Origin of the sequence: Streptomyces sp. NPDC016459, assembly GCF_040632845.1 — a bacterium.
Classification (GTDB): Bacteria; Actinomycetota; Actinomycetes; order Streptomycetales; family Streptomycetaceae; genus Streptomyces.
On sequence record NZ_JBEYCR010000005.1, the window covers coordinates 55,243 to 75,801 of the forward strand.

At 72.4% G+C, this 20,559-nt stretch carries 13 protein-coding genes; 10 read left to right on the plus strand and 3 right to left on the minus strand.

The window, feature by feature from the left end:
- Positions 1–16: 16 nt before the first annotated feature.
- The 4 genes from dapF (at position 17) to hflX (ending at position 7,182) form a co-directional block, all read left to right on the plus strand.
- Entirely contained in the window at positions 17–883 is an 867-nt protein-coding gene (dapF, locus tag ABZ567_RS15005) for a diaminopimelate epimerase (RefSeq protein ID WP_360788966.1), read from the plus strand.
- Between the two features lie 207 nt (positions 884–1,090).
- On the plus strand, positions 1,091–3,934 hold the full coding sequence (locus ABZ567_RS15010) for an HD domain-containing protein (protein WP_360788969.1): 2,844 nt from the start codon (positions 1,091–1,093) through the stop codon (positions 3,932–3,934).
- Positions 3,935–4,045: 111 nt separating this feature from the next.
- Positions 4,046–5,536 carry a M1 family metallopeptidase gene (locus ABZ567_RS15015; RefSeq protein WP_360788972.1) on the plus strand — a complete coding sequence of 497 codons (1,491 nt, stop codon included), beginning with the start codon at positions 4,046–4,048 and terminating at the stop codon, positions 5,534–5,536.
- Between the two features lie 152 nt (positions 5,537–5,688).
- Positions 5,689–7,182, plus strand: coding sequence for a GTPase HflX (gene hflX / locus ABZ567_RS15020; RefSeq protein WP_360788975.1), 1,494 nt, complete (start codon positions 5,689–5,691; stop codon positions 7,180–7,182).
- Positions 7,183–7,293: 111 nt separating this feature from the next.
- Here hflX and ABZ567_RS15025 read toward each other — a convergent pair whose 3' ends face one another.
- Positions 7,294–8,457, minus strand: coding sequence for a hypothetical protein (locus ABZ567_RS15025; RefSeq protein ID WP_360788978.1), 1,164 nt, complete (start codon positions 8,455–8,457; stop codon positions 7,294–7,296).
- A gap of 266 nt (positions 8,458–8,723) precedes the next feature.
- On the minus strand, positions 8,724–9,902 hold the full coding sequence (locus ABZ567_RS15030; protein ID WP_360788980.1) for a hypothetical protein: 1,179 nt from the start codon (positions 9,900–9,902) through the stop codon (positions 8,724–8,726).
- A gap of 582 nt (positions 9,903–10,484) precedes the next feature.
- On the opposite strand from ABZ567_RS15030, the gene ABZ567_RS15035 reads away from it, so the two are divergent.
- The 5 genes from ABZ567_RS15035 (at position 10,485) to ABZ567_RS15055 (ending at position 18,595) form a co-directional block, all read left to right on the plus strand.
- Entirely contained in the window at positions 10,485–11,843 is a 1,359-nt protein-coding gene (locus ABZ567_RS15035; protein ID WP_360789832.1) for a diaminobutyrate--2-oxoglutarate transaminase family protein, read from the plus strand.
- Between the two features lie 37 nt (positions 11,844–11,880).
- Positions 11,881–13,923, plus strand: a complete 2,043-nt coding sequence (locus ABZ567_RS15040; RefSeq protein WP_360788982.1) for an IucA/IucC family protein — start codon at positions 11,881–11,883, stop codon at positions 13,921–13,923.
- Between the two features lie 55 nt (positions 13,924–13,978).
- Positions 13,979–14,665, plus strand: coding sequence for a GNAT family N-acetyltransferase (locus ABZ567_RS15045; RefSeq protein ID WP_360788985.1), 687 nt, complete (start codon positions 13,979–13,981; stop codon positions 14,663–14,665).
- A gap of 103 nt (positions 14,666–14,768) precedes the next feature.
- Positions 14,769–16,571: an IucA/IucC family siderophore biosynthesis protein gene (locus ABZ567_RS15050; RefSeq protein ID WP_360789835.1), complete on the plus strand. Its 1,803-nt coding sequence runs from the start codon at positions 14,769–14,771 to the stop codon at positions 16,569–16,571.
- A 50-nt stretch (positions 16,572–16,621) separates the two neighbouring features.
- Positions 16,622–18,595, plus strand: a complete 1,974-nt coding sequence (locus tag ABZ567_RS15055) for an ATP-dependent DNA helicase (RefSeq protein WP_360788988.1) — start codon at positions 16,622–16,624, stop codon at positions 18,593–18,595.
- A gap of 108 nt (positions 18,596–18,703) precedes the next feature.
- On the opposite strand, the gene lexA is transcribed toward ABZ567_RS15055, so the two are convergent.
- On the minus strand, positions 18,704–19,492 hold the full coding sequence (lexA, locus tag ABZ567_RS15060; protein ID WP_360788990.1) for a transcriptional repressor LexA: 789 nt from the start codon (positions 19,490–19,492) through the stop codon (positions 18,704–18,706).
- Between the two features lie 447 nt (positions 19,493–19,939).
- Here lexA and nrdR point away from each other — a divergent pair, with 447 nt between their 5' ends.
- Positions 19,940–20,449, plus strand: a complete 510-nt coding sequence (nrdR, locus tag ABZ567_RS15065) for a transcriptional regulator NrdR (protein WP_360788992.1) — start codon at positions 19,940–19,942, stop codon at positions 20,447–20,449.
- Positions 20,450–20,559 lie beyond the last annotated feature (110 nt).

Consider the following 20,559-nt stretch of genomic DNA (forward strand, 5'->3'; position numbering starts at 1 on the left):
CCGTACAGTTGATCTCGTGACCAGCACGCGGACCTCGCCCCTCCCCTTCCTCAAGGGCCACGGCACCGAGAACGACTTCGTGATCATCCCCGACGCGGAGAACGCCGTCGACCTGCCGCCCGCGGCCGTCGCGCGGCTCTGTGACCGGCGGGCCGGCATCGGCGGCGACGGGCTCCTGCACGTCGTGCGCAGCGCCGCCCACCCCGAGGCGCGGCACCTGGCCGACGAGGCCGAGTGGTTCATGGACTATCGGAACGCCGACGGATCGGTCGCCGAGATGTGCGGGAACGGGGTCCGCGTCTTCGCCCGCTACCTGGAGCACGCCGGGCACGTCACCGCGGGCGAGGTGGCCGTCGCCACCCGCGGCGGGGTCAAGCGCGTCCACCTCGACAAGGACGGCTCGGTCACCGTCGCCATGGGCCGCGCGGTCCTCCCCGAGGACGGGGTCACCGTCACCGTCGACGGCCGCAGCTGGCCCGCGCGGAACGTGAACATGGGCAATCCGCACGCGGTCGCGTTCGTCGAGGACCTCGACCACGCCGGCAGCCTTTTCGCCGAGCCGCCGTACGAGCCCGCCGGGGTCTACCCGGACGGGGTGAACATCGAGTTCGTCGCCGACCGCGGTCCCCGTCACGTGGCCATGCGGGTCCATGAGCGCGGCGCCGCCGAGACGCGCTCCTGCGGCACGGGAGCGTGCGCCGTGGCCGTCGCCGCCGCCCGCCGGGACGGCGCCGACCCCGCCGAGAGCGGCACCCCCGTGACGTACACCGTCGACGTCCTCGGCGGGACCCTGGTCATCACCGAGCACCCCGACGGCGGCATCGACATGACGGGTCCCGCGGTGATCGTCGCCGAGGGGACCGTCGACCCGGCCTGGCTCTAGCCGAGCCGTAGGAATCGGCGCGGACCGAGCCGCGGGAATCGCCGGAATCGAAACAGTCAACGACTGTTTCGTCGCTCGAATGGGTGATCCGTTTCACGCTGAGCGAGAGCGCGACTGCGCCACGTGGTGGGGTCGGTAGCATCAAGCACCGGCCCCCGGGGCACGCCTGGCCCGCCCACCGCCGGTCGACGTCGCCGGAGGTACCCCATGAGCGCAGAGGCCACCAACCCTGTGAGCGCGGCGGAAGCCGCCGTCACCGATGCGACCGTCCGCAGACGCGGACGCGCCAGGATCGAACTGCGCCGGCTCGGCCGGGCCGCACTGCTCGGCGCCACCGCCGGACCCGCGTCCCGTGACCGGCTGCCCGACGCCATCAGCCATGTCGCCGAGGCCCATCGCGCCCACCATCCCGAGGCCGACCTCACGGTGCTGCGCCGGGCGTACGTCCTCGCCGAGTCCTCGCACCGGGGCCAGTTCCGCAAGAGCGGCGAGCCGTACATCACCCACCCGCTCGCGGTGACCCTGATCCTCGCCGAACTCGGCGCGGAGACCACCACCTTGACCGCTTCCCTCCTCCACGACACCGTCGAGGACACCGAGGTGACGCTCGATCAGGTGCGCCGGGAGTTCGGTGCCGAGGTCGCCTACCTCGTCGACGGCGTCACCAAGGTGGAGAAGATCGACTACGGCGCCGCCGCCGAACCCGAGACCTTCCGCAAGATGCTGGTCGCCACCGGCAACGACGTCCGGGTGATGTCGATCAAACTGGCCGACCGGCTGCACAACATGCGAACCCTCGGGGTCATGCGGCCCGAGAAACAGGCCAGGATCGCCAAGGTCACCCGCGACGTCCTCATCCCGCTCGCCGAACGGCTCGGGGTCCAGGCCCTCAAGAGCGAGCTGGAGGATCTCGTCTTCGCCATCCTCCACCCCGAGGAGTACGAGACCACCCGGGCGCTCATCGCCGACAACCCGCACGCCGGTGATGCGCTGGGCGCCGTCGCGGAACAGGTGTCCGCGATCCTGCGCGAGGCGGGCATCGGAGCCGAAGTCGGCGTCCGGCCACGGCACTTCGTGTCCGTCCATCGGGTCCGCCTCAAGCGGGGCGAGCTACGCGGCTGCGACTTCGGACGGCTCCTCGTCCTCGTCGCCGAGGACGCGGACTGCTACGCGGTCCTCGGCGAGCTCCACACGTGCTTCACCCCGGTGATCTCCGAGTTCAAGGACTTCATCGCCGCCCCCAAGTTCAACCTCTACCAGTCTCTGCACACCGCGATCGCCGCCCCGGACGGAGCCGTCGCCGAGGTCCTCATCCGGACGCACCGGATGCACAAGGTCGCGGAGGCGGGGGTCGTCGCCCTCGGCAATCCCCATGTCGGTCAGGAGACCGGCGCGCAGCCGGGCGGCATCGCCCTGGACGCGACCGCCGGGCCGACCACCACGACCGACGGGTCCGACACCCCGGCCGGCACGGCAGACCGGCCTGGCGCGACCCCTCAGCCCGATACCGCCGCTGGTCTGCACGCGACCGACGGGCCAGGCACGGCGGTGGGTACCGGCACGGCAGGGGGCACCGGCGGGGCGGTGGGTACCGGCACGGCCGTAAGCCCTGATACGACCGCCGCACGCGACCGGGCCGACACGTCCGCCTCTGCCGCCGGGCCCGGCCTGGCCGACCGTCCTGCCGCTGCCACCGGGCCGGGTCCGGCAGCGCGGCCCGGCGTTGCCACCGAGTCAGACTCCGCCGAATCGCCCGCCACCACCCGGGGTGCCGGAACCTCCGACCGTTCGAGCGCCTGGCATCAGCCCGCCCGCACGCGTGAGCCCGGCGCCACGGACCGGCCCGGCACCGCCGACCGGCCAGACGCCACGCCCCACCCCGGCTCCGCCGACCGCCCCGGCTCCGCCGACCGCCCCGGCCCTGGCACCACCCCCCTCCCCGGCACCGCCGATGGCCGTGGCCCCGCCGACCACACCGGCCCCGCCACCACCCACCACCCCGACACCTCCCACCGGCCCCCCGCCTCCCTTCCGCCGCAGCACCCCACCGCCCCCCAGCGCGGCGCCCCCGCTGCCGCCTCCCCGGCCGAGGACGGTGAGCGTGTCGATCCCACTCGACCCGGCTGGCTCTCCCGGCTGCTCGACTGGCAGCAGTCCGCCCCCGACCCCGACACCTTCTGGACCTCGCTCCGCGCCGACCTCGCCGAGGACGACGAGATCACCGTCTTCCGGGCCGACGGCAGCGCCCCCGGCACGATCAGCCTGCCGGCCGGAGCCAGCTGCGTGGACGCCGCGTACGCGCAGCACGGCGAGGCCGCGCACGCCTGCCTCGGCGCCCGCGTCAACGGGCGCCTCGCGCCGCTGAGCACCGTCCTCGGAGACGGCGACACCGTCCAGCTGCTTCTCGCCCAGGACACCGTGTCCGGACCGTCCCCGGAGTGGCTGGACCACGCCCGTACCCCCGCCGCCAGGATCGCGATCACCCGCTGGCTCCAGGCGCACCCGGAGAGCGCCGCACCGCCGGCCGCCACCACCGGCCCGCGCCCGCCTGCCACCGTCACCGCCGACCGCCGGCCCGGCGCGGAGCTCCACGCCGACCTGGAGGGGGAGCCGAGCGCGCCCGTCCGCCCGGCCGGCTGCTGCACCCCCGTACCGCCGGACGAGATCACCGGCTTCCGGGTGCGCGGCGGGTCGGTCACCGTCCACCGCGCGGGCTGCGCGGCCGTCGACACCATGCGCAGGCTGGGCCGCGACCCCGTCGCCGTCCGCTGGGGCGACACCGCCCAGGGCAGGGTCACCCTGGTCGCGGAGTCCTTCGGGCGGCCCGGCCTCCTGGCCGACCTCACCGAGGCCATCGCCGTCGCCGGGGCAGCCGTCGTCTCCGCGACCGTCGAACCGCCGAGCGAACAGCGGGTCCGCCACACGTACACCCTCCACCTCCCCGACGTGGCCCGGCTCGCGGCCCTGATGCGGGCGATGAGGGACGTACCGGGGGTGTACGACGTGTCCAGGGCCCGCCACCGGCCGTCCCGGCAGCGACGCCGGGCCTGACCCCGCCGCTTCCCCATGTGACCCCCTTCGGGTGGCGGGCGAGCGCGCCGCCCGGGGGAGCGGGCGAAGCCCTGGTAGCCGTAGGGCCAGTCCTCCGGAAAGGCCTGGTCCATGCCGCTCGTCCGAACAACCCCGCGCCGCGCCCGGTGGCTCCGCTCCGCCGTCCTGGTCGCCGCCTCGGCGGGGCTCGTCGCCGCCGCTCTGCCCGCCCCGGCTCCCCTCGGCATCGGGGATCCGCTCTTCCCGCACCTCGGCAACCCCGGTTACGACGTCCTCGCGTACGACATCGATCTCACCTATCCGGGGGTCAACACCCGGCCGCTCGCCGCCGTGACCCGGATCGAAGCCCGCGCCACCGAGGACCTGGAACGGCTCAACCTCGACTTCACCCGTGGCACGGTCTCCGCCGTCACCGTCGGCGACCAGCCCGCCGCGTACACCAGCAGCGGTGAGGACCTGGTCGTCACCCCCGCCGTGCCGATCGACGCGGGCGAGCAGATCGAGATCACCGTCACCCACACCAGCGACCCCGGCGGCCCCGCGGACACCGGCGGCTGGGTCCGTACCGGCGACGGTCTCGCCATGGCCAACCAGGCCGACGCCGCCCACCGGGTCTTCCCTTCGAACGACCACCCGGCGGACAAGGCGTACTTCACCTTCCGGATCACCGCTCCCAGCGAGCTCACCGCGGTCGCCAACGGCCTCCCCGTCGGCCGCGTCACCCGAGGCGCCACCAGCACCTGGACGTACCGCACCCACCATCCGATGGCCACGGAACTCGCCCAGGTCTCCATCGGCCGCTCCACGGTCGTGCACCGGTCAGGGCCCCACGGGCTGCCCGTCCGGGACGTGGTGCGCACGGCCGACCGGACGCTGATGGAGCCCTGGCTGCGCCGGACCCCGGGGCACCTGGAGTGGATGGAGCGGCAGGTCGGCCCGTACCCCTTCGAGACGTACGGGGTGCTCGTCGCGGACGCGGAGACGGGCTTCGAGCTGGAGACCCAGACCCTCTCGCTGTTCGAGCGGGGCCTGTTCACCGAGCCGGGCTTCCCCGAGTGGTACGTCGACTCGATCATGGTCCACGAACTCGCCCACCAGTGGTTCGGCGACAGCGTCTCGCCCCGGACCTGGTCCGATCTGTGGCTCAACGAGGGCCACGCCAGCTGGTACGAGGCGCTCTACGCCGAGGAGACCGCCGGCAAGTCCCTGGAGCTGCGCATGAAGGCCGCCTACGGCGCCTCCGACGGCTGGCGGGCCGCCGGTGGCCCGCCGGCGGCGCCCAAGCCCCCCTCGCCCACCCACAAGATCAGCCTCTTCCGGCCCGTCGTCTACGACGGCAGCGCCCTCGTCCTCTACGCGCTCCGCCAGGAGATCGGCACCGAGGCCTTCCAGCGCCTGGAGCGTCGCTGGGTCGCCGACCACAGGGACGGCAACGCCACGACCGCCGACTTCATCGCGTTGGCGTCCGAGATCGCGGGACGGGACCTCACCCCCTTCCTCCGCGCCTGGCTGTACGAGGCGAAGACCCCGGCGATGCCCGGGCACCCGGACTGGCGCAGCCGCCCGGCCGGAACCGCCAGGACCACCCCGAAACCCGGATGACGGGCCCGGCAGGGGCGTGTCACCATCGTCAGGTCGGCGACGCGGTCGGCGCGCCGGGAATCTTCCGGTGCCCTCACGCGTTCCCACGGCATAAGACTCATCGCCTCGTGTGGCTCCATCGGAGCAGACGCGGCAATCGACGTAAGGATCAAATGACCTCCTCTTCTTCCCCTTCCCAGGACGAGCAGAGCTTCGCGGAGACGAGCCGTACCGAGAGCCTTCGGGCCGATGCCCTGATGGAAGAGGACGTCGCCTGGAGCCACGAGATCGACGGGGACCGGGACGGCGACCAGTTCGACCGCTCGGAGCGCGCGGCGCTCCGTCGTGTCGTCGGCCTCTCCACCGAGCTCGAGGACGTCACCGAGGTCGAGTACCGCCAGCTGCGCCTCGAGCGCGTCGTGCTGGTCGGTGTGTGGACCTCGGGGACCGTCCAGGACGCGGAGAACTCCCTGGCCGAGCTCGCGGCCCTCGCCGAGACGGCGGGCGCCCTCGTGCTCGACGGCGTGATCCAGCGCCGTGACAAGCCGGACCCGGCGACGTTCATCGGCTCCGGCAAGGCGCGCGAGCTGCGGGACATCGTGGTCGAGACCGGCGCGGACACCGTCGTCTGCGACGGCGAGCTCAGCCCCGGCCAGCTCATCGCCCTCGAAGACGTCGTCAAGGTCAAGGTGGTCGACCGGACCGCCCTGATCCTCGACATCTTCGCCCAGCACGCCAAGTCCCGAGAGGGCAAGGCGCAGGTCGCGCTCGCGCAGATGCAGTACATGCTGCCGCGCCTGCGCGGCTGGGGTCAGTCGCTCTCCCGGCAGATGGGCGGCGGCGGCGGTGGCGGCATGGCCACCCGTGGTCCCGGTGAGACCAAGATCGAGACCGACCGGCGTCGTATCCGCGAGAAGATGGCGAAGATGCGCCGGGAGATCGCGGAGATGAAGACCGGCCGCGACATCAAGCGGCAGGAGCGGCGCCGTAACAAGGTGCCGTCGGTCGCCATCGCCGGTTACACCAACGCGGGCAAGTCCTCCCTGCTCAACCGCCTCACCGGCGCGGGCGTGCTCGTGGAGAACGCGCTGTTCGCCACGCTCGACCCGACCGTACGCCGGGCCGAGACGCCCACCGGCCGGGTCTACACCCTGGCCGACACCGTCGGCTTCGTCCGGCACCTGCCGCACCACCTGGTCGAGGCGTTCCGCTCCACCATGGAGGAGGTCGGCGACTCCGACCTCATCCTGCACGTGGTGGACGGCTCGCACCCCGCTCCCGAGGAGCAGCTGGCCGCCGTGCGCGAGGTCTTCCGGGACGTCGGCGCGATGAACGTGCCGGAGATCGTCGTCATCAACAAGGCGGACGCGGCGGACCCGTTGGTGCTGCAGCGGCTGCTGCGGACGGAGAAGCACTCCCTCGTCGTCTCGGCCCGTTCGGGTCAGGGCATCGAGGAACTGCTCGCGCTCATCGACCGCGAGCTTCCGCGCCCGAAGGTCGAGCTGGAAGCCCTCGTGCCGTACACGCAGGGCGGCCTGGTCTCGCGGGTGCACGCCGAGGGCGAGGTCGAGTCCGAGGAGCACACCCCGGAGGGCACCCTGCTCAAGGCCCGGGTGCACGAGGAGCTGGCGGCGATGCTCGCGCCGTACGTTCCCGCCGCGCACTGATCCACGGCTGAACGACCGAGGGCGCTGTCCCCCTTCCGCCAAGGAAGGGGGACAGCGCCCTCGGTCATGGTGCGGGCGTGCGTCGCCCTCGGTCATGGTGCGGGCCGTGCGTCAGCGGGCGAACTTCTTGCTGACCATCTCGTGGGCCGCCTTGGCGCCCCGGCCCAACTGCGGTCCGGCGAGCCAGCCGTTGCGGCCGGCCGGGCCGATCGAGGTGTTCGACACCAGGGCCGTCTTGCCGTTCGGCATGACACGGAACCAGCCGCCGCCCGAGGAGCCGGCGGTCATCGTGCAACCGATGCGGTACATCGTCGGCGTGGCCGGGGCCGTGGTGTACCGCGTCGCCCGGTCGACACACTTGTGCATGATCATGCCGTTGAAGGGCGGCGCCGCCGGGTAACCCCAGGCGCCCACCGTCCCCGCCCTCGCGGGCGCCGGCGCGGAGAAGTCGACCGGCAGGGCGGCTCCTACGGTCTCCTCCAGGGACTTGCCGCCCCGCTGCGGCTTCACGTGCAGCACGGCGTAGTCGTACGGCCAGGCCTGGTTGGACCCGCCGGACCTGATCCACTCACCGGAGGTCACGGCCCAGTCGGCCCAGTACTGGCCGTACGGGTACACCTCGTGCGGCTTGGCGTTGTCGAGCGCGGCGGGGGACCTGCCCAGGTCGTTGAAGGCCGGGACGAAGGTGATGTTGCGGTACCAGCCGCCCTTCTTGCCCGCGTGGACACAGTGGCCGGCCGTCCAGACCAGGTTGGACTTACCGGGCCGGCGCGGGTCCTTCACGATGGTGCCGGAGCAGACCATGTGGCCCTGCGGCGAGTCGAAGAAGATCTTCCCCACCGGGGCCGCGTTGCGGTGGTACGGCGTCTTCTCCCGCTGCGCCCTGACGGGACGGGGCGTCGGGTCGCTGCCGCCGCCCGCCTGCGCGGTGATCGTCGGGTCCGGGCTCTTCGCCGACTGCATGCGCGCCGGGTCCCAGAGCCCCTCGATCACCGGGTTGACGAAGTCCTCGGCCTCACGGAGCCAGGTGTCCTTGTCCCAGTTCTTCCACTCCCCGTCCTTCCACTTGTCCAGGTCGACACCGTGCTCCTTGAGCTTGTCGGCCAGGTCCTTGGTGAGGTCGGCGCCCCCGCCGTCGGTGGCCGGCGCGGAGCTACCCGCCGCGGTGGCCGGTTTGTCGGCGGCCGGGGTCTCGGTGGGCCCGCAGGCCGTGGCGGTCAGCGCGAGCGCGGTGACCAGGCCGAGGGTGGCTGGTAGGAGTCGTACGGAACGCATGTGGTGAATTCCCCCTGTGATGATGCCGCGCCCGGACGGGCCACGCTCCGCGGCGAGTTGTCGCCGCGACGTTGCCATGGACGCGTCACTTGCGGTGCACAGTATGCCGGTCGGCAGGACGGGCCGGGCGGGCCGGACGACCGGTCAGTGGTCGGACGGGCGGTCAGTGGTCGGACGGGCGGGCTGGACGGCCGGTCAGTGGTCGACCGGGCGGGCCGGACGCGGGAGAGGCGGGGCCGGTGGGCCCCGCCTCGTCGCGCGGGTGCCTACTGCCCGGCGTACTTCTTGCTGACCGCGTCGAAGATGGACTTCGCCTCCGCGCCGAGGCGCGGACCGGCGAGCCAGCCCGCCGACGACGGACCGATCGAGGTGTTCGACACCAGCGCCGGCTTGCCGTCGCTGCCCTTGGCGACCCAGCCGCCACCGGACGAACCACCGGTCATGGTGCAGCCGATGCGGTACATCGTCGGCTGCTCCGCCTTCAGGGACAGCCGGCCCGGCTTGTCCGCGCACTGGAACATCTTCTGACCGTCGAACGGCGGCGCCGCCGGGTAGCCGGTCGCCTCCAGGCTCGCGATCTTCGCCACCGCCGGCGCGTTGAACTGCACCGGAAGCGCCGAACCGACCGTCTCCTCCAGGGACTTGTCCGTGCCGCCCTTCTCCGGAGTCACCTGGATGACCGCGAAGTCGTAGGGAGCACCCGCGCCGCCGGTGGACGCGCCCTGGGCGATCCACTGGTCGGAGGTCTTGACCCAGTCCGCCCACCACACGCCGTACGGCGCGATCTGCTCCCGCGTCGCCTTCTCCAGGTCGGCGGTCGAAAGGCCGGAGTCGTTGTACGAGGGCACGAAGGCAATGTTGCGGTACCAGCCGCCCTTCTTGCCCTTGTGCACGCAGTGGCCGGCCGTCCACACCATGTTCGACTTGCCGGGGTGCGCCGGGTCCTGCACGACCGTGGCCGAGCAGACCATCGAGCCCTCGGGGCCGTCGAAGAAGACCTTCCCGGACTCCGGGGCGTTGGCGTGGTACTTCGGCGCCACGGCCTTCGCGCGCACCGGCTCCGGCGTCGGGTCGGTCTTGCCCTCGTCACCCGAGATGTCCTCCTCCCCGACCGGCTGGTCGGGGCGCTCGGCCTCGCGCATCCGGTCCGGGTTCCAGAGGTCCTCGATGATCGGGTTGACGAAGTCCTGGGCCTCGCGCAGCCACTTGTCGCGGTCCCAGTTCTTCCACTCGCCGTCGCGCCACTTGTCGACGTCGATCCCGTGCTCCTTCAGGCGGTCCTTCAGGTCCTCCGGAATCCTGAGCTTGTCGGCCGGGCTCTGGGCGGTCGCGGGCGCGCTGGGCTTGTCTCCCGCGTTCTCCTCGCTCGGACCGCAGGCCGTGGCGGTGAGCGTCAGCGCGGCGACGGCGGAAGCCGCCGTCAGCAGCGGACGAATCGATCGCATCTCGTGATCCCCCTGGGACTACGTCAACTTGTGCATGCACGAACAGCGGCCGCGCCCGTGCGGACAGCGGCCGACGGCCCCCACTATGCCGGTGCCGGAGGGGGACGGTACTCGGCCGGTCGGCGGTTCCGGCCGTCGTCCGGCTGTTGCCGTGACGTGATCCGGGACACGCCAAGTTCTTGTCTCCGGCCCGTGATCCCCGGCAGTTCTCGTCGTTGGTACGCACGGGGGACACGACGGTGGCGCTCAGGGCGACCCTTGCAGCGGCTCCACGACGTCCCGATGTGCAACGCAACCGTTACAGCGGGAGGACACCGAGTCGTGGCCGTGACCGAATCAGCTCCGGCCGTCCCACCGGCTGCGCGGACGCAGCCCCGGACACCCGAAGGCCCCACGGGCCCGCCACCCGGAGCTCCAGGCCGAACGGCTCAAGGCCCAAAGGCTCAAGGTCGAACGGCTCCGGACCAGGCAGCTCCGGACCAGGCGGCTCCGGGCCAGGCAGCTCCGGCCCGAGCCGCTTCTGACCGGGCGGTCTCGGACCGGGCCGCTTCGGATCAAGTCGGTGGTGGCGGATACGAAGGCATCCTTCGTCGGCAGTCCCTGCGCGAATCCGCCGCCCGGACCTACGCCCGCTCCCTGCCCATCGTGCCCGTGCGGGCCAGGGGCCTGACCATCGAGGGTGCCGACGGCCGCCGCTATCTGGACTGTCTCTCCGGCGCCGGGACGCTCGCCCTCGGGCACAACCACCCCGTCGTACTGGAAGCCATCAAGAAGGTCCTCGACTCGGGCGCCCCCCTGCACGTGCTCGACCTCGCCACCCCGGTGAAGGACGCCTTCACCTCCGAACTGTTCGCCACCCTCCCGGGCGAACTCGCCGACAACGCCCGCGTCCAGTTCTGCGGCCCCGCGGGCACGGACGCCGTCGAGGCGGCCCTCAAGCTCGTCCGCACCGCCACCGGCCGCAGCGGCCTGCTCGCCTTCACCGGCGCCTACCACGGCATGACGGCCGGTGCCCTGGCCGCCTCGGGCGGGGCGACCGACGTCCGCGTCACCCGGCTGCCCTACCCCCAGCAGTACCGCTGCCCGTTCGGCGTCGGCGGCGCCCCCGGCGCCCGACTCGCCGCCCGCTGGACCGAGAGCCTCCTCGACGACCCCAAGAGCGGTGTCCCCGCCCCCGCCGGAATGATCGTGGAGGCCGTCCAAGGCGAAGGCGGGGTCCTCCCCGCCCCCGACGACTGGCTGCGCCGGATGCGCCGGATCACCTCCGACCGCTCCATCCCGCTCGTCGTCGACGAGGTCCAGACCGGGGTCGGCCGCACCGGCGCGTTCTGGGCCGTCGAGCACAGCGGCGTCGTGCCCGACGTGATGGTCCTGTCCAAGGCCATCGGCGGCTCCCTTCCCCTCGCCGTCATCGTGTACAGGTCCGAACTCGACGCCTGGGGACCCGGCGCCCACGCGGGCACCTTCCGCGGCAACCAGCTCGCCATGGCCGCGGGCACGGCCACCCTCGCGTACGTCCGGGAGAACAAGCTCGCCGAACGGGCCGGCACCCTCGGCGCCCGCATCCTCGGCCGACTCCGGGGCCTCGCCGCCGCCCACCCCTGCGTCGGCGACGTCCGTGGCCGCGGCCTGATGATCGGCGTCGAACTCGTCGACCCCGACGCGGCGGGACCCGACGACCTCGTCCCGCCCGCCGCCCCCGCCCTGGCCCTCGCCGTCCAGCAGCAGTGCCTCGCCCGCGGACTCATCGTCGAACTCGGCGGCCGCCACTCCGCGGTGGTCCGGCTCCTTCCCCCGCTCACCCTCACCGACGAGCAGGCCACCGCCGTCCTGGACCGCTTCGCCGACGCCTTGGCCGCGGCCGAGCGGGCCCACACCCCCCAGCTGCCCGCCGCCCGCCGGGCCACGGCCCCCCGGACCGCCCCCGGGCCGTCCCACTGACCCGGACCGCCCCCGGCCCCACCCCAAGGAAGCCCCCGTGAACGCCACGACCCCCTCCCCGGCGCCCGAGACCGAGGCCCCCCACACCCGCCAGGAACTCGCAGCCGACACCCCCGCCCCCGAGGGACGCGAAACTCCCCTGGCGCCCCCCGGAGCACGCGGCCCCCAGGCCCCCGACACTCCGGAACCGGCGACTCCGTCCGAACGAGACACCTCCCCGTCCCACACCTACGGCCCCGGCACCGCCGACCCCACCGCCCCGCGCGGTGCCGGCACCGACGCCCCTGGCACCGTCGACCCCACCGTCCCGCGCCAGCACACCGGCCCTCACGACCCCCGGCCGCACCGCCCGGTCACCGTCGCCGATCCCCTGGACGACCCTGACCCGCAGCGCGCCGCCGACGCGGCCACCATCGAGAACCTGCTCCGCTGCTGGGTCCGGGAGAAGAACCTGCCCGCCCCCGGCTCCACCACCCTGCGCGTCGCCCTCGACGCCAGCGGCACCGCTCTCCTCGTCCCCGTCCGCTACTGGTCGCCCACCGGCTGGCACCGCTTCGGAGCCCCCACCCTCGAAGGACTCCCGGCCACGGCACCGTCCGTCGACGCCGTGACCGTGGCCGCCCTGCTCAGCCGGGAGACCGGGCGCCCCGAGGGCACCGAACTCGTCGGCAGGGTCGCCGACTCCGCCCGCCGCACCGCCGACTTCGTCACCGAGCGCCGCCTCCGACCCCAGCCGCACCCGGACGCCGACCTCTTCCTCGCCGCCGAACAGGCGCTGCTGCTCGGCCACCCCCTCCATCCCACCTCCAAGAGCCGCGAAGGCCTCTCCGAGGCCGAGGCCCGGCTCTACTCACCCGAACTGCACGGCTCCTTCCCGCTCCACTGGCTCGCCGTCGACTCCTTCCTCCTTGCGTCGGACTCCGGCTGGACCGAACAGGGCCGTCCCGTCACCGCGGAGCAACTCGCCACCGGTCTCGCCGAGGGGCTCACGCTCCCCGTCGGCACCGCGCCCCTGCCCGTGCACCCCTGGCAAGCACGCGAACTCCTGCACCGGGCCGACATCCGGGACCTCCTCGACGCCGGGCTCCTGCACGACCTCGGTCCCCACGGCAGCCCCTGGCACCCCACCTCCTCCGTCCGTACCGTGCACCGCCCCGGCGCACGGGCCATGCTCAAGCTCTCCCTCGGTCTGCGGATCACCAACTCCCGCCGCGAGAACCTCCGCAAGGAACTCCACCGGGGCGTCGAGGTCCACCGCCTGCTCCGCACCGGCCTCGTCGACGAATGGCAGGCCGTCCACCCCGGCTTCGACATCGTCCGCGACCCCGCCTGGCTCGCCGTCGACACCCTGGACGGCACCCCCGTCCCCGGACTCGACGTCATGATCCGCCACAACCCCTTCGGGCCCGGCGACGACGCCGTCTGCATCGCCTCCCTCACCGCTCCCCGCCCCTGGCCCGGAGCCACCACGATGCGCTCCCGCCTCGCCGACGTCATCGGCCGGCTCGCCGCCCGCACCGGTCGCCCCCTCACGGCCGTCTCCGCCGAGTGGTTCCTCCGCTACCTCGACCAGGTCGTCCGCCCCGTCCTCTGGCTGGACGGACACGCCGGCATCGCCCTGGAGGCCCACCAGCAGAACACCCTGGTACTCCTCGACCCCGACGGCTGGCCGGTCGGCGGCCGTTACCGCGACAATCAGGGGTACTACTTCCGCGAGTCACACCGGGGCGAGCTGGAGAGCCGCCTCCCCGGCATCGGCGCCGACAGCGACACCTTCGTCTCCGACCAGGTCACCGACGAGCGCTTCGCCTACTACCTCGGCATCAACAACGTCCTCGGTCTGATCGGTGCCTTCGGCTCCCAGCACCTCGCCGACGAGCGCGTCCTGCTCGCCGCCTTCCGTAGCTTCCTCACCTCCGCCACCAGCCTGGGCTCACCCCTGCCGCACCGGCTCCTGGAAGCCGCGACCCTGCGCACCAAGGCCAACCTCCTCACCCGCCTCCACGGCATGGACGAACTCGTCGGACCCGTCGACACCCAGTCCGTGTACGTCACCGTCACCAACCCCCTCCGTCCCTGAACCCCCCCTCCGAGGACCCACGCCCCGACCGCACCGCCGAGAGGAGAGCGACACCGTGTCACCCACCCGCCCACCGGCCGACCCCCCGGGCGACGACACCCTCGACCTGAGGCTCGACGACCTCGTCGCCCTCCTCGAAGGCGGCCACCTCGACGCCGAGGTCCTCGACGGCGACCTGCTGGACTCCGTCGCCTCCTGGAACCCGGCCGACACCCCCGCCGGCACCTTCCGGCTCGTCCCCGTACGGCTCGAAAGGGACCTGCCGCTCCTCACTCGTTGGATGAACGACCCCGCCGTCGCCGCCTTCTGGGAGCTCGCCGGACCCGAGACCGTGACCGCCGAGCACGTCCGCGCCCAGATCGAAGGCGACGGCCGCAGCGTCCCCTGCCTCGGCGTGCTCGACACCACGCCCATGAGCTACTTCGAGATCTACCGCGCCGACCTCGACCCACTCGCCCGGCACTACCCGGCGCGCCCCCATGACACCGGTATCCATCTGCTGATCGGAGGCGTCACCGACCGGAGCCGCGGTGTGGGCTCAACCCTTCTGCGCGCCGTCGCCGACCTCGTCCTCGACCACCGTCCCCGATGCACACGCGTCGTCGCCGAACCCGACATCCGTAACTCCCCCTCCGTCTCTGCCTTCCTCAACGGCGGCTTCCGCTACGCGGCGGAAATCGACCTCCCTGACAAGCGAGCGGCGCTCATGATGCGTGACCGCGTCCTCCGTCACGCTCTGTGACCCACCCTCTGTCTTCTATACACCGCTCGGCCCACAGCGGTTCCCACCCCGAGGAGTCCTCGTGTCGACGTCCCCTGCACCCCACGACTCCGCTCGGTCCACAGTGCCCGCCCCGTCCCCCTCGGACGGAGCGGCGCCCACCCCCGAGCTGCTCGCGCCCCCCGAGTTGAACGCCGCCGCCTGGACCCTGGCGTCGACCCGCCTGCTCCAGAAGGCCCTCGCGGAGTTCGCCTACGAGGAGGTCGTCGAACCCGTCCCCGCGGCCGACGGCGCACCCGACAGCTACGCCCTGCGCCTGGACGACGGGTCCACCCTCACTTTCCGCGCCCGTCGCGGCGCCTACGGCAGCTGGTACATCGCCCCCGACTCCGTCGCCCACGAGGGCCGGCCCATGACCGACCCCCTCGACTTCCTCGTCCGCGCCCGCCGCCTCCTCCAGCTCGACGGCGCCACTCTCGGACACCTCATCCGCGAGCTCTCCGCCACCCTCGCCGCCGACGCGCGCCTCGACCACACCGCGCTCACCGCCACCCGCCTCGCCGACCTCTCCTACGCGGAACTCGAAGGCCATCAGACCGGCCACCCCTGGATCGTCCTCAACAAGGGGCGCGTCGGCTTCTCCGCGACCGACGCCGCCCGCTGGGCCCCCGAGGCCCGACGCGCCACTCGGCTTCCCTGGATCGCCGTCGACAACCGCCTCGCCGCCTACCGAGGCGTGACCGGCCTCGAAACCCCCGACCGCCTCTACGCCCAGGAGCTCGACCCCGAGGTCCACGCAGCCTTCCGCGCCGAACTGGCCGCCCGCGGCCACGAACCCGACGGCTACCTCCTGCTGCCCGTCCACCCCTGGCAGTGGGACGAGGTCCTGCTGCCCCTCTACGCCCCGGCCGTCGCCGCCGGGACCGTCGTCCCGCTCGGAACGGACGGCGACCTCCGGCTCCCGCAGCAGTCGGTCCGTACCTTCCTCAACACCAGCCGTCCCGACCGGCACACCGTCAAACTCCCGCTGTCGGTGCTCAACACGCTCGTCTGGCGCGGCCTGCCCACCGAACGGACCCTCGCCGCACCGGCCGTCACCGCCTGGGTCCACGGTCTGCGTGAGGCCGATCCGTTCCTGCGGGACGAGTGCGGGGTGGTCCTCCTCGGAGAGGTCGCCTCCGTCACGGTCCAGCACCCCTTGTACGACCGGCTGCCCGAAGTCCCGTACCAGTACAAGGAACTCCTCGGGGCGATCTGGCGCGAACCGCTCAGGCTGCCCCCGGGCGAGCGGGCCCGCACGCTGGCCTCCCTGCTGCACACGGACCCCGAAGGGCGGGCGTTCGTCGCGGAACTCGTCGACCGTTCCGGACTCGTCCCCGCCGTCTGGCTCCAGCGCCTTTTCGCGGCGCTGCTGCCCCCGCTGCTGCACTTCCTCTACCGGTACGGCACGGTCTTCTCGCCGCACGGGGAGAACGCCATCGTCGTCTACGACGGCGAGGACGTTCCCGTACGCCTGGCGATCAAGGACTTCGTCGACGACGTGAACATCAGCGCCCAGCCGATTCCCGAGCACGACACCCTGCCGGACGACGTCCGCGCCGTCCTTCTGACCGAGGAACCCGACTTCCTCGTCCAGTTCATCCATTCGGGGCTTTTCGTCGGCGTGTTCCGTTATCTGGCACCCCTCTGCGAGCAGCAACTCGGCGTGCCCGAGACGGAATTCTGGGCCCTCGTCCGCGCCGAGATCCACCGCCACCAGGCGCGTTTCCCCGAGCTGAAGGAACGGTTCGAGCTCTTCGATCTGCTCACTCCCCGGATCGCACGGCTCTGCCTCAACCGCAACCGTCTGCATCTGGACGGTTACCGGGACCGCCCGGAGCGCCCCCACGCGGCCGTCCACGGGACCGTTCCCAACCCGCTCGCGTGACGCGCGCGCGTGCTCCCGCTGTCAGTGGCGCCCCTTAGTCTGAGAGGGCTATGACGAAGCCATCCCTCCCCGACCTCCTCCACGCCGCCGTCGCCGCCGTCGGCGGCACGGAGCGGCCCGGCCAGGTCACCATGGCCGAGGCCGTGGCCGAGGCCATCGACGACAACTCCCACCTCCTCGTCCAGGCCGGCACCGGCACGGGTAAGTCCCTCGGCTACCTGGTGCCGGCGCTGGCGCAGGGGGAGCGGGTGGTGGTGGCCACGGCCACCCTGGCGCTCCAGCGTCAGCTCGTCGAGCGCGACCTGCCGCGGACGGTCGAGGCACTGCATCCGCAGCTGCGGCGCCGTCCCCAGTTCGCCATGCTCAAGGGCCGGTCGAACTACCTGTGCCTGCACCGGCTCCACGAAGGGGTCCCGCAGGACGAGGAGGACGGCCTCTTCGACCCCTTCGAGGCCGCCGCGCCCACGAGCAAGCTGGGCCAGGACCTGATGCGGCTGCGGGACTGGTCGGACGAGACCGAGACCGGCGACCGGGACGACCTGACCCCCGGTGTCTCCGACAAGGCCTGGGCCCAGGTCTCGGTCTCCTCCCGGGAGTGCCTCGGTGCGAGCAAGTGCGCGTACGGGGCGGAGTGTTTCGCCGAAGCGGCGCGTGAGCGTGCCAAGCTCGCCGACGTCGTCGTCACCAACCACGCCCTGCTCGCCATCGACGCCATCGAGGGCGCCCCGGTGCTCCCGCAACACGAGGTGTTGATTGTCGACGAGGCCCACGAGCTGGTCTCCCGGGTCACCGGGGTGGCCACGGGCGAGCTCACCCCCGGCCAGGTCAACCGTGCCGTGCGCCGGTCCGCGAAGCTGGTCGACGAGAAGATCGCCGACCAGCTGCAGACCGCCGCGGAGAGCTTCGAGCGGGTCATGGAGCTCGCCCTGCCGGGGCGCCTCGAAGAGCTCCCCGAGGACCTCGCGTACGCGCTGATGGCCTTGCGGGACGCGGCCCGCGCGGTGATCTCGGCCCTGGGTTCCACCCGTGACCGGTCCGTCCAGGACGAGGACGCCGTGCGCAAGCAGGCCATGGCCTCCGTGGAGACCGTGCACGGCGTCGCCGAGCGCATCACCCAGGGCTCGGAGTACGACGTCGTCTGGTACGAGCGGCACGACCGCTTCGGTGCCTCGGTGCGGGTGGCGCCGTTGACTGTCTCGGGGCTGCTGCGGGAGAAGCTTTTCACGGAGCGGTCCGTGGTCCTGGCGTCGGCCACCCTCAAGCTGGGCGGCGACTTCAACGGTGTCGGAGCATCTCTCGGGCTGGCTCCCGAGGGCACCGAGGGCGACGACCTGCCCGTCTGGAAGGGCATCGACGTCGGCTCCCCGTTCGACTATCCCAAGCAGGGCATCCTCTACGTCGCGAAGCACCTTTCCCGCCCCGCGCGTGACGGGGACCGCGGCGACATGCTGGACGAGCTGACCGAGCTGATGCAGGCGGCCGGCGGGCGGACCCTCGGGTTGTTCTCGTCCATGCGCGCGGCGCAGCAGGCCGCGGAGGAGCTGCGGACCCGGGTGCCGGAGCTGCCGATCCTGCTCCAGGGCGAGGACACCCTCGGTGAGCTGATCAAGAACTTCGCCGCCGACCCCAAGACATGTCTCTTCGGGACGCTTTCGCTCTGGCAGGGCGTGGACGTCCCGGGGGCCAGCTGTCAGCTGGTCGTGATGGACAAGATCCCGTTCCCGCGACCGGACGACCCGCTGATGAGCGCGCGCCAGAAGGCCGTCGAGGAGGCGGGCGGCAACGGCTTCATGGCGGTCGCGGCGACCCACGCGGCCCTGCTGATGGCGCAGGGCGCCGGCCGACTGGTGCGGGCGACGGGCGACCGGGGGGTTGTGGCGGTCCTCGACCCCCGCCTGGCGACGGCCAGGTACGGCAGCTATCTGAAGGCGTCGCTGCCGGACTTCTGGTACACGACCGACCGCAATCAGGTACGGAAGTCGCTTGCTGCCATCGACGCCGCGTCGCAGGCGGCGGGTGCCTGACGTTCACCGCTTGTCGGGCCCCCGCTGTGCGCGGGGGCACTCCGGACGCGGCAGGGCCCCGGGACCGGCGCAGGGGTCTCGGGGCCCGGTCAGAGCCGGCGAGGTGTGTCAGACCCGCCGCAGTACCGCCACGACCTTGCCGAGGATGGTGGCCTCGTCGCCGGGGATCGGCTGGTACGCCGCGTTGTGCGGGAGGAGCCAGACGTGGCCGTCCTCGCGCTTGAACCGCTTGACCGTGGCTTCGCCGTCCAGCATGGCGGCGACGATGTCCCCGTTCTCCGCGACCGGCTGGCGGCGGACGGTGACCCAGTCGCCGTCACAGATGGCGGCCTCGATCATCGAGTCGCCGACGACCTTGAGGACGAACAGCTCGCCGTCACCGACCAGCTGCCGGGGAAGGGGGAAGACGTCCTCGACGGACTCCTCGGCGAGGATCGGGCCACCGGCGGCGATCCGGCCGACCAGGGGCACGTACGACGCGGCGGGCTTGCCCGTGGTGTCCGTGGGCTGGGTGCTCGGCTGGTCGGAGCCCCGTACCTCGTACGCCCGCGGTCGGTGCGGGTCGCGGCGGAGGAAGCCCTTGCGCTCCAGCGCCATGAGCTGGTGCGCCACCGACGAGGTGCTGGAGAGGCCGACCGCCTGCCCGATCTCGCGCATCGACGGCGGGTAGCCGCGCCGCTGGACCGAGTCGCGGATGACTTCGATGACCCTGCGCTGCCGGTCGGTGAGACCGGAGCTGTCGGCACGGATGCCTGGAGGTCGCCCGGGAAGGGCGCGGGCAGGTCGCCCGGGGTCCTCGCCGTTCATGCTCACTTCATTCATGGCGTGCACCGGCTCGAGTCGGCCCTGGGAGCGGTCCTGGGCGGTGATGGCGGCACTGTCTGCGGTGGTGGTCACGTCGTCGGCCCCTCTCGAAATGGTCTCCCTCGCTGGCACAACGGTAGTGGCTTTCGAAAGGTTGCGCCAAACACACGTTCGAGTGAAAATTCGCAGATTGCCTTACGTCTGTTCGTATGCGGGTGTATGAGCACGGTCGCCCGCCGGTCGAATCGGAGCCGAATCGAACGCTACGGTAGCCTTCGCCGCTGGACCGCGGGCGGGCGGTACTCCCCTCAGTGTGGCATCAGGGGTGCCGGATCCCGGGAGTGGGCGCGCCGCGACACGCGGAGGCTCTCGAAACGCCCTCAACCCAAGATCTAGTGGTTGGATGGCACCGGCCACCCAGGGGTAGTGGTCCCCGGTCCGCCGGGGGTGTCCACATCGCCTATGCTGGGGGTCGCTTCGCAGGGCCTTGACGGGCCGCGTGAGGTTCACCAGTCGTGCCGTGAGGGAGGGTCGGAACCAATGCACTGCCCCTTCTGCAGGCACCCCGACAGCCGTGTCGTCGACAGTCGCACCACTGACGACGGGACGTCGATCCGACGTCGTCGTCAGTGCCCCGACTGCTCCCGTCGTTTCACGACGGTGGAGACGTGCTCGCTCATGGTGGTGAAGCGCTCCGGAGTCACCGAGCCCTTCAGTCGTACCAAGGTCATCTCCGGCGTACGCAAGGCGTGCCAGGGGCGACCGGTCACCGAGGACGCCCTCGCCAAGCTCGGCCAGCGGGTCGAGGAGGCGGTGCGCGCCACCGGCAGTGCCGAGCTGACCACCCACGACGTGGGCCTGGCCATCCTCGGTCCGTTGCAGGAGCTCGACCTCGTCGCGTACCTGCGCTTCGCGTCCGTCTACAAGGCTTTCGACAGCCTCGAAGACTTCGAGGCCGCCATCGTGGAACTCCGCGTGCGGCCTCCCGCTGAGAACCGCGGGACCGGTGCGACCTCCGGGGTCCCCGTTCCCGCCACCGCCGCCGACTGACCGGCGGTCCGGGCCCACGGTGCCCGGCGGCCGGCCCGTGCGGCCTGGCAGACGTGCCCCGAGTGATCCCCGGTGACGCTCGTGGCAGCAGTACAGAACGACGTACAGAA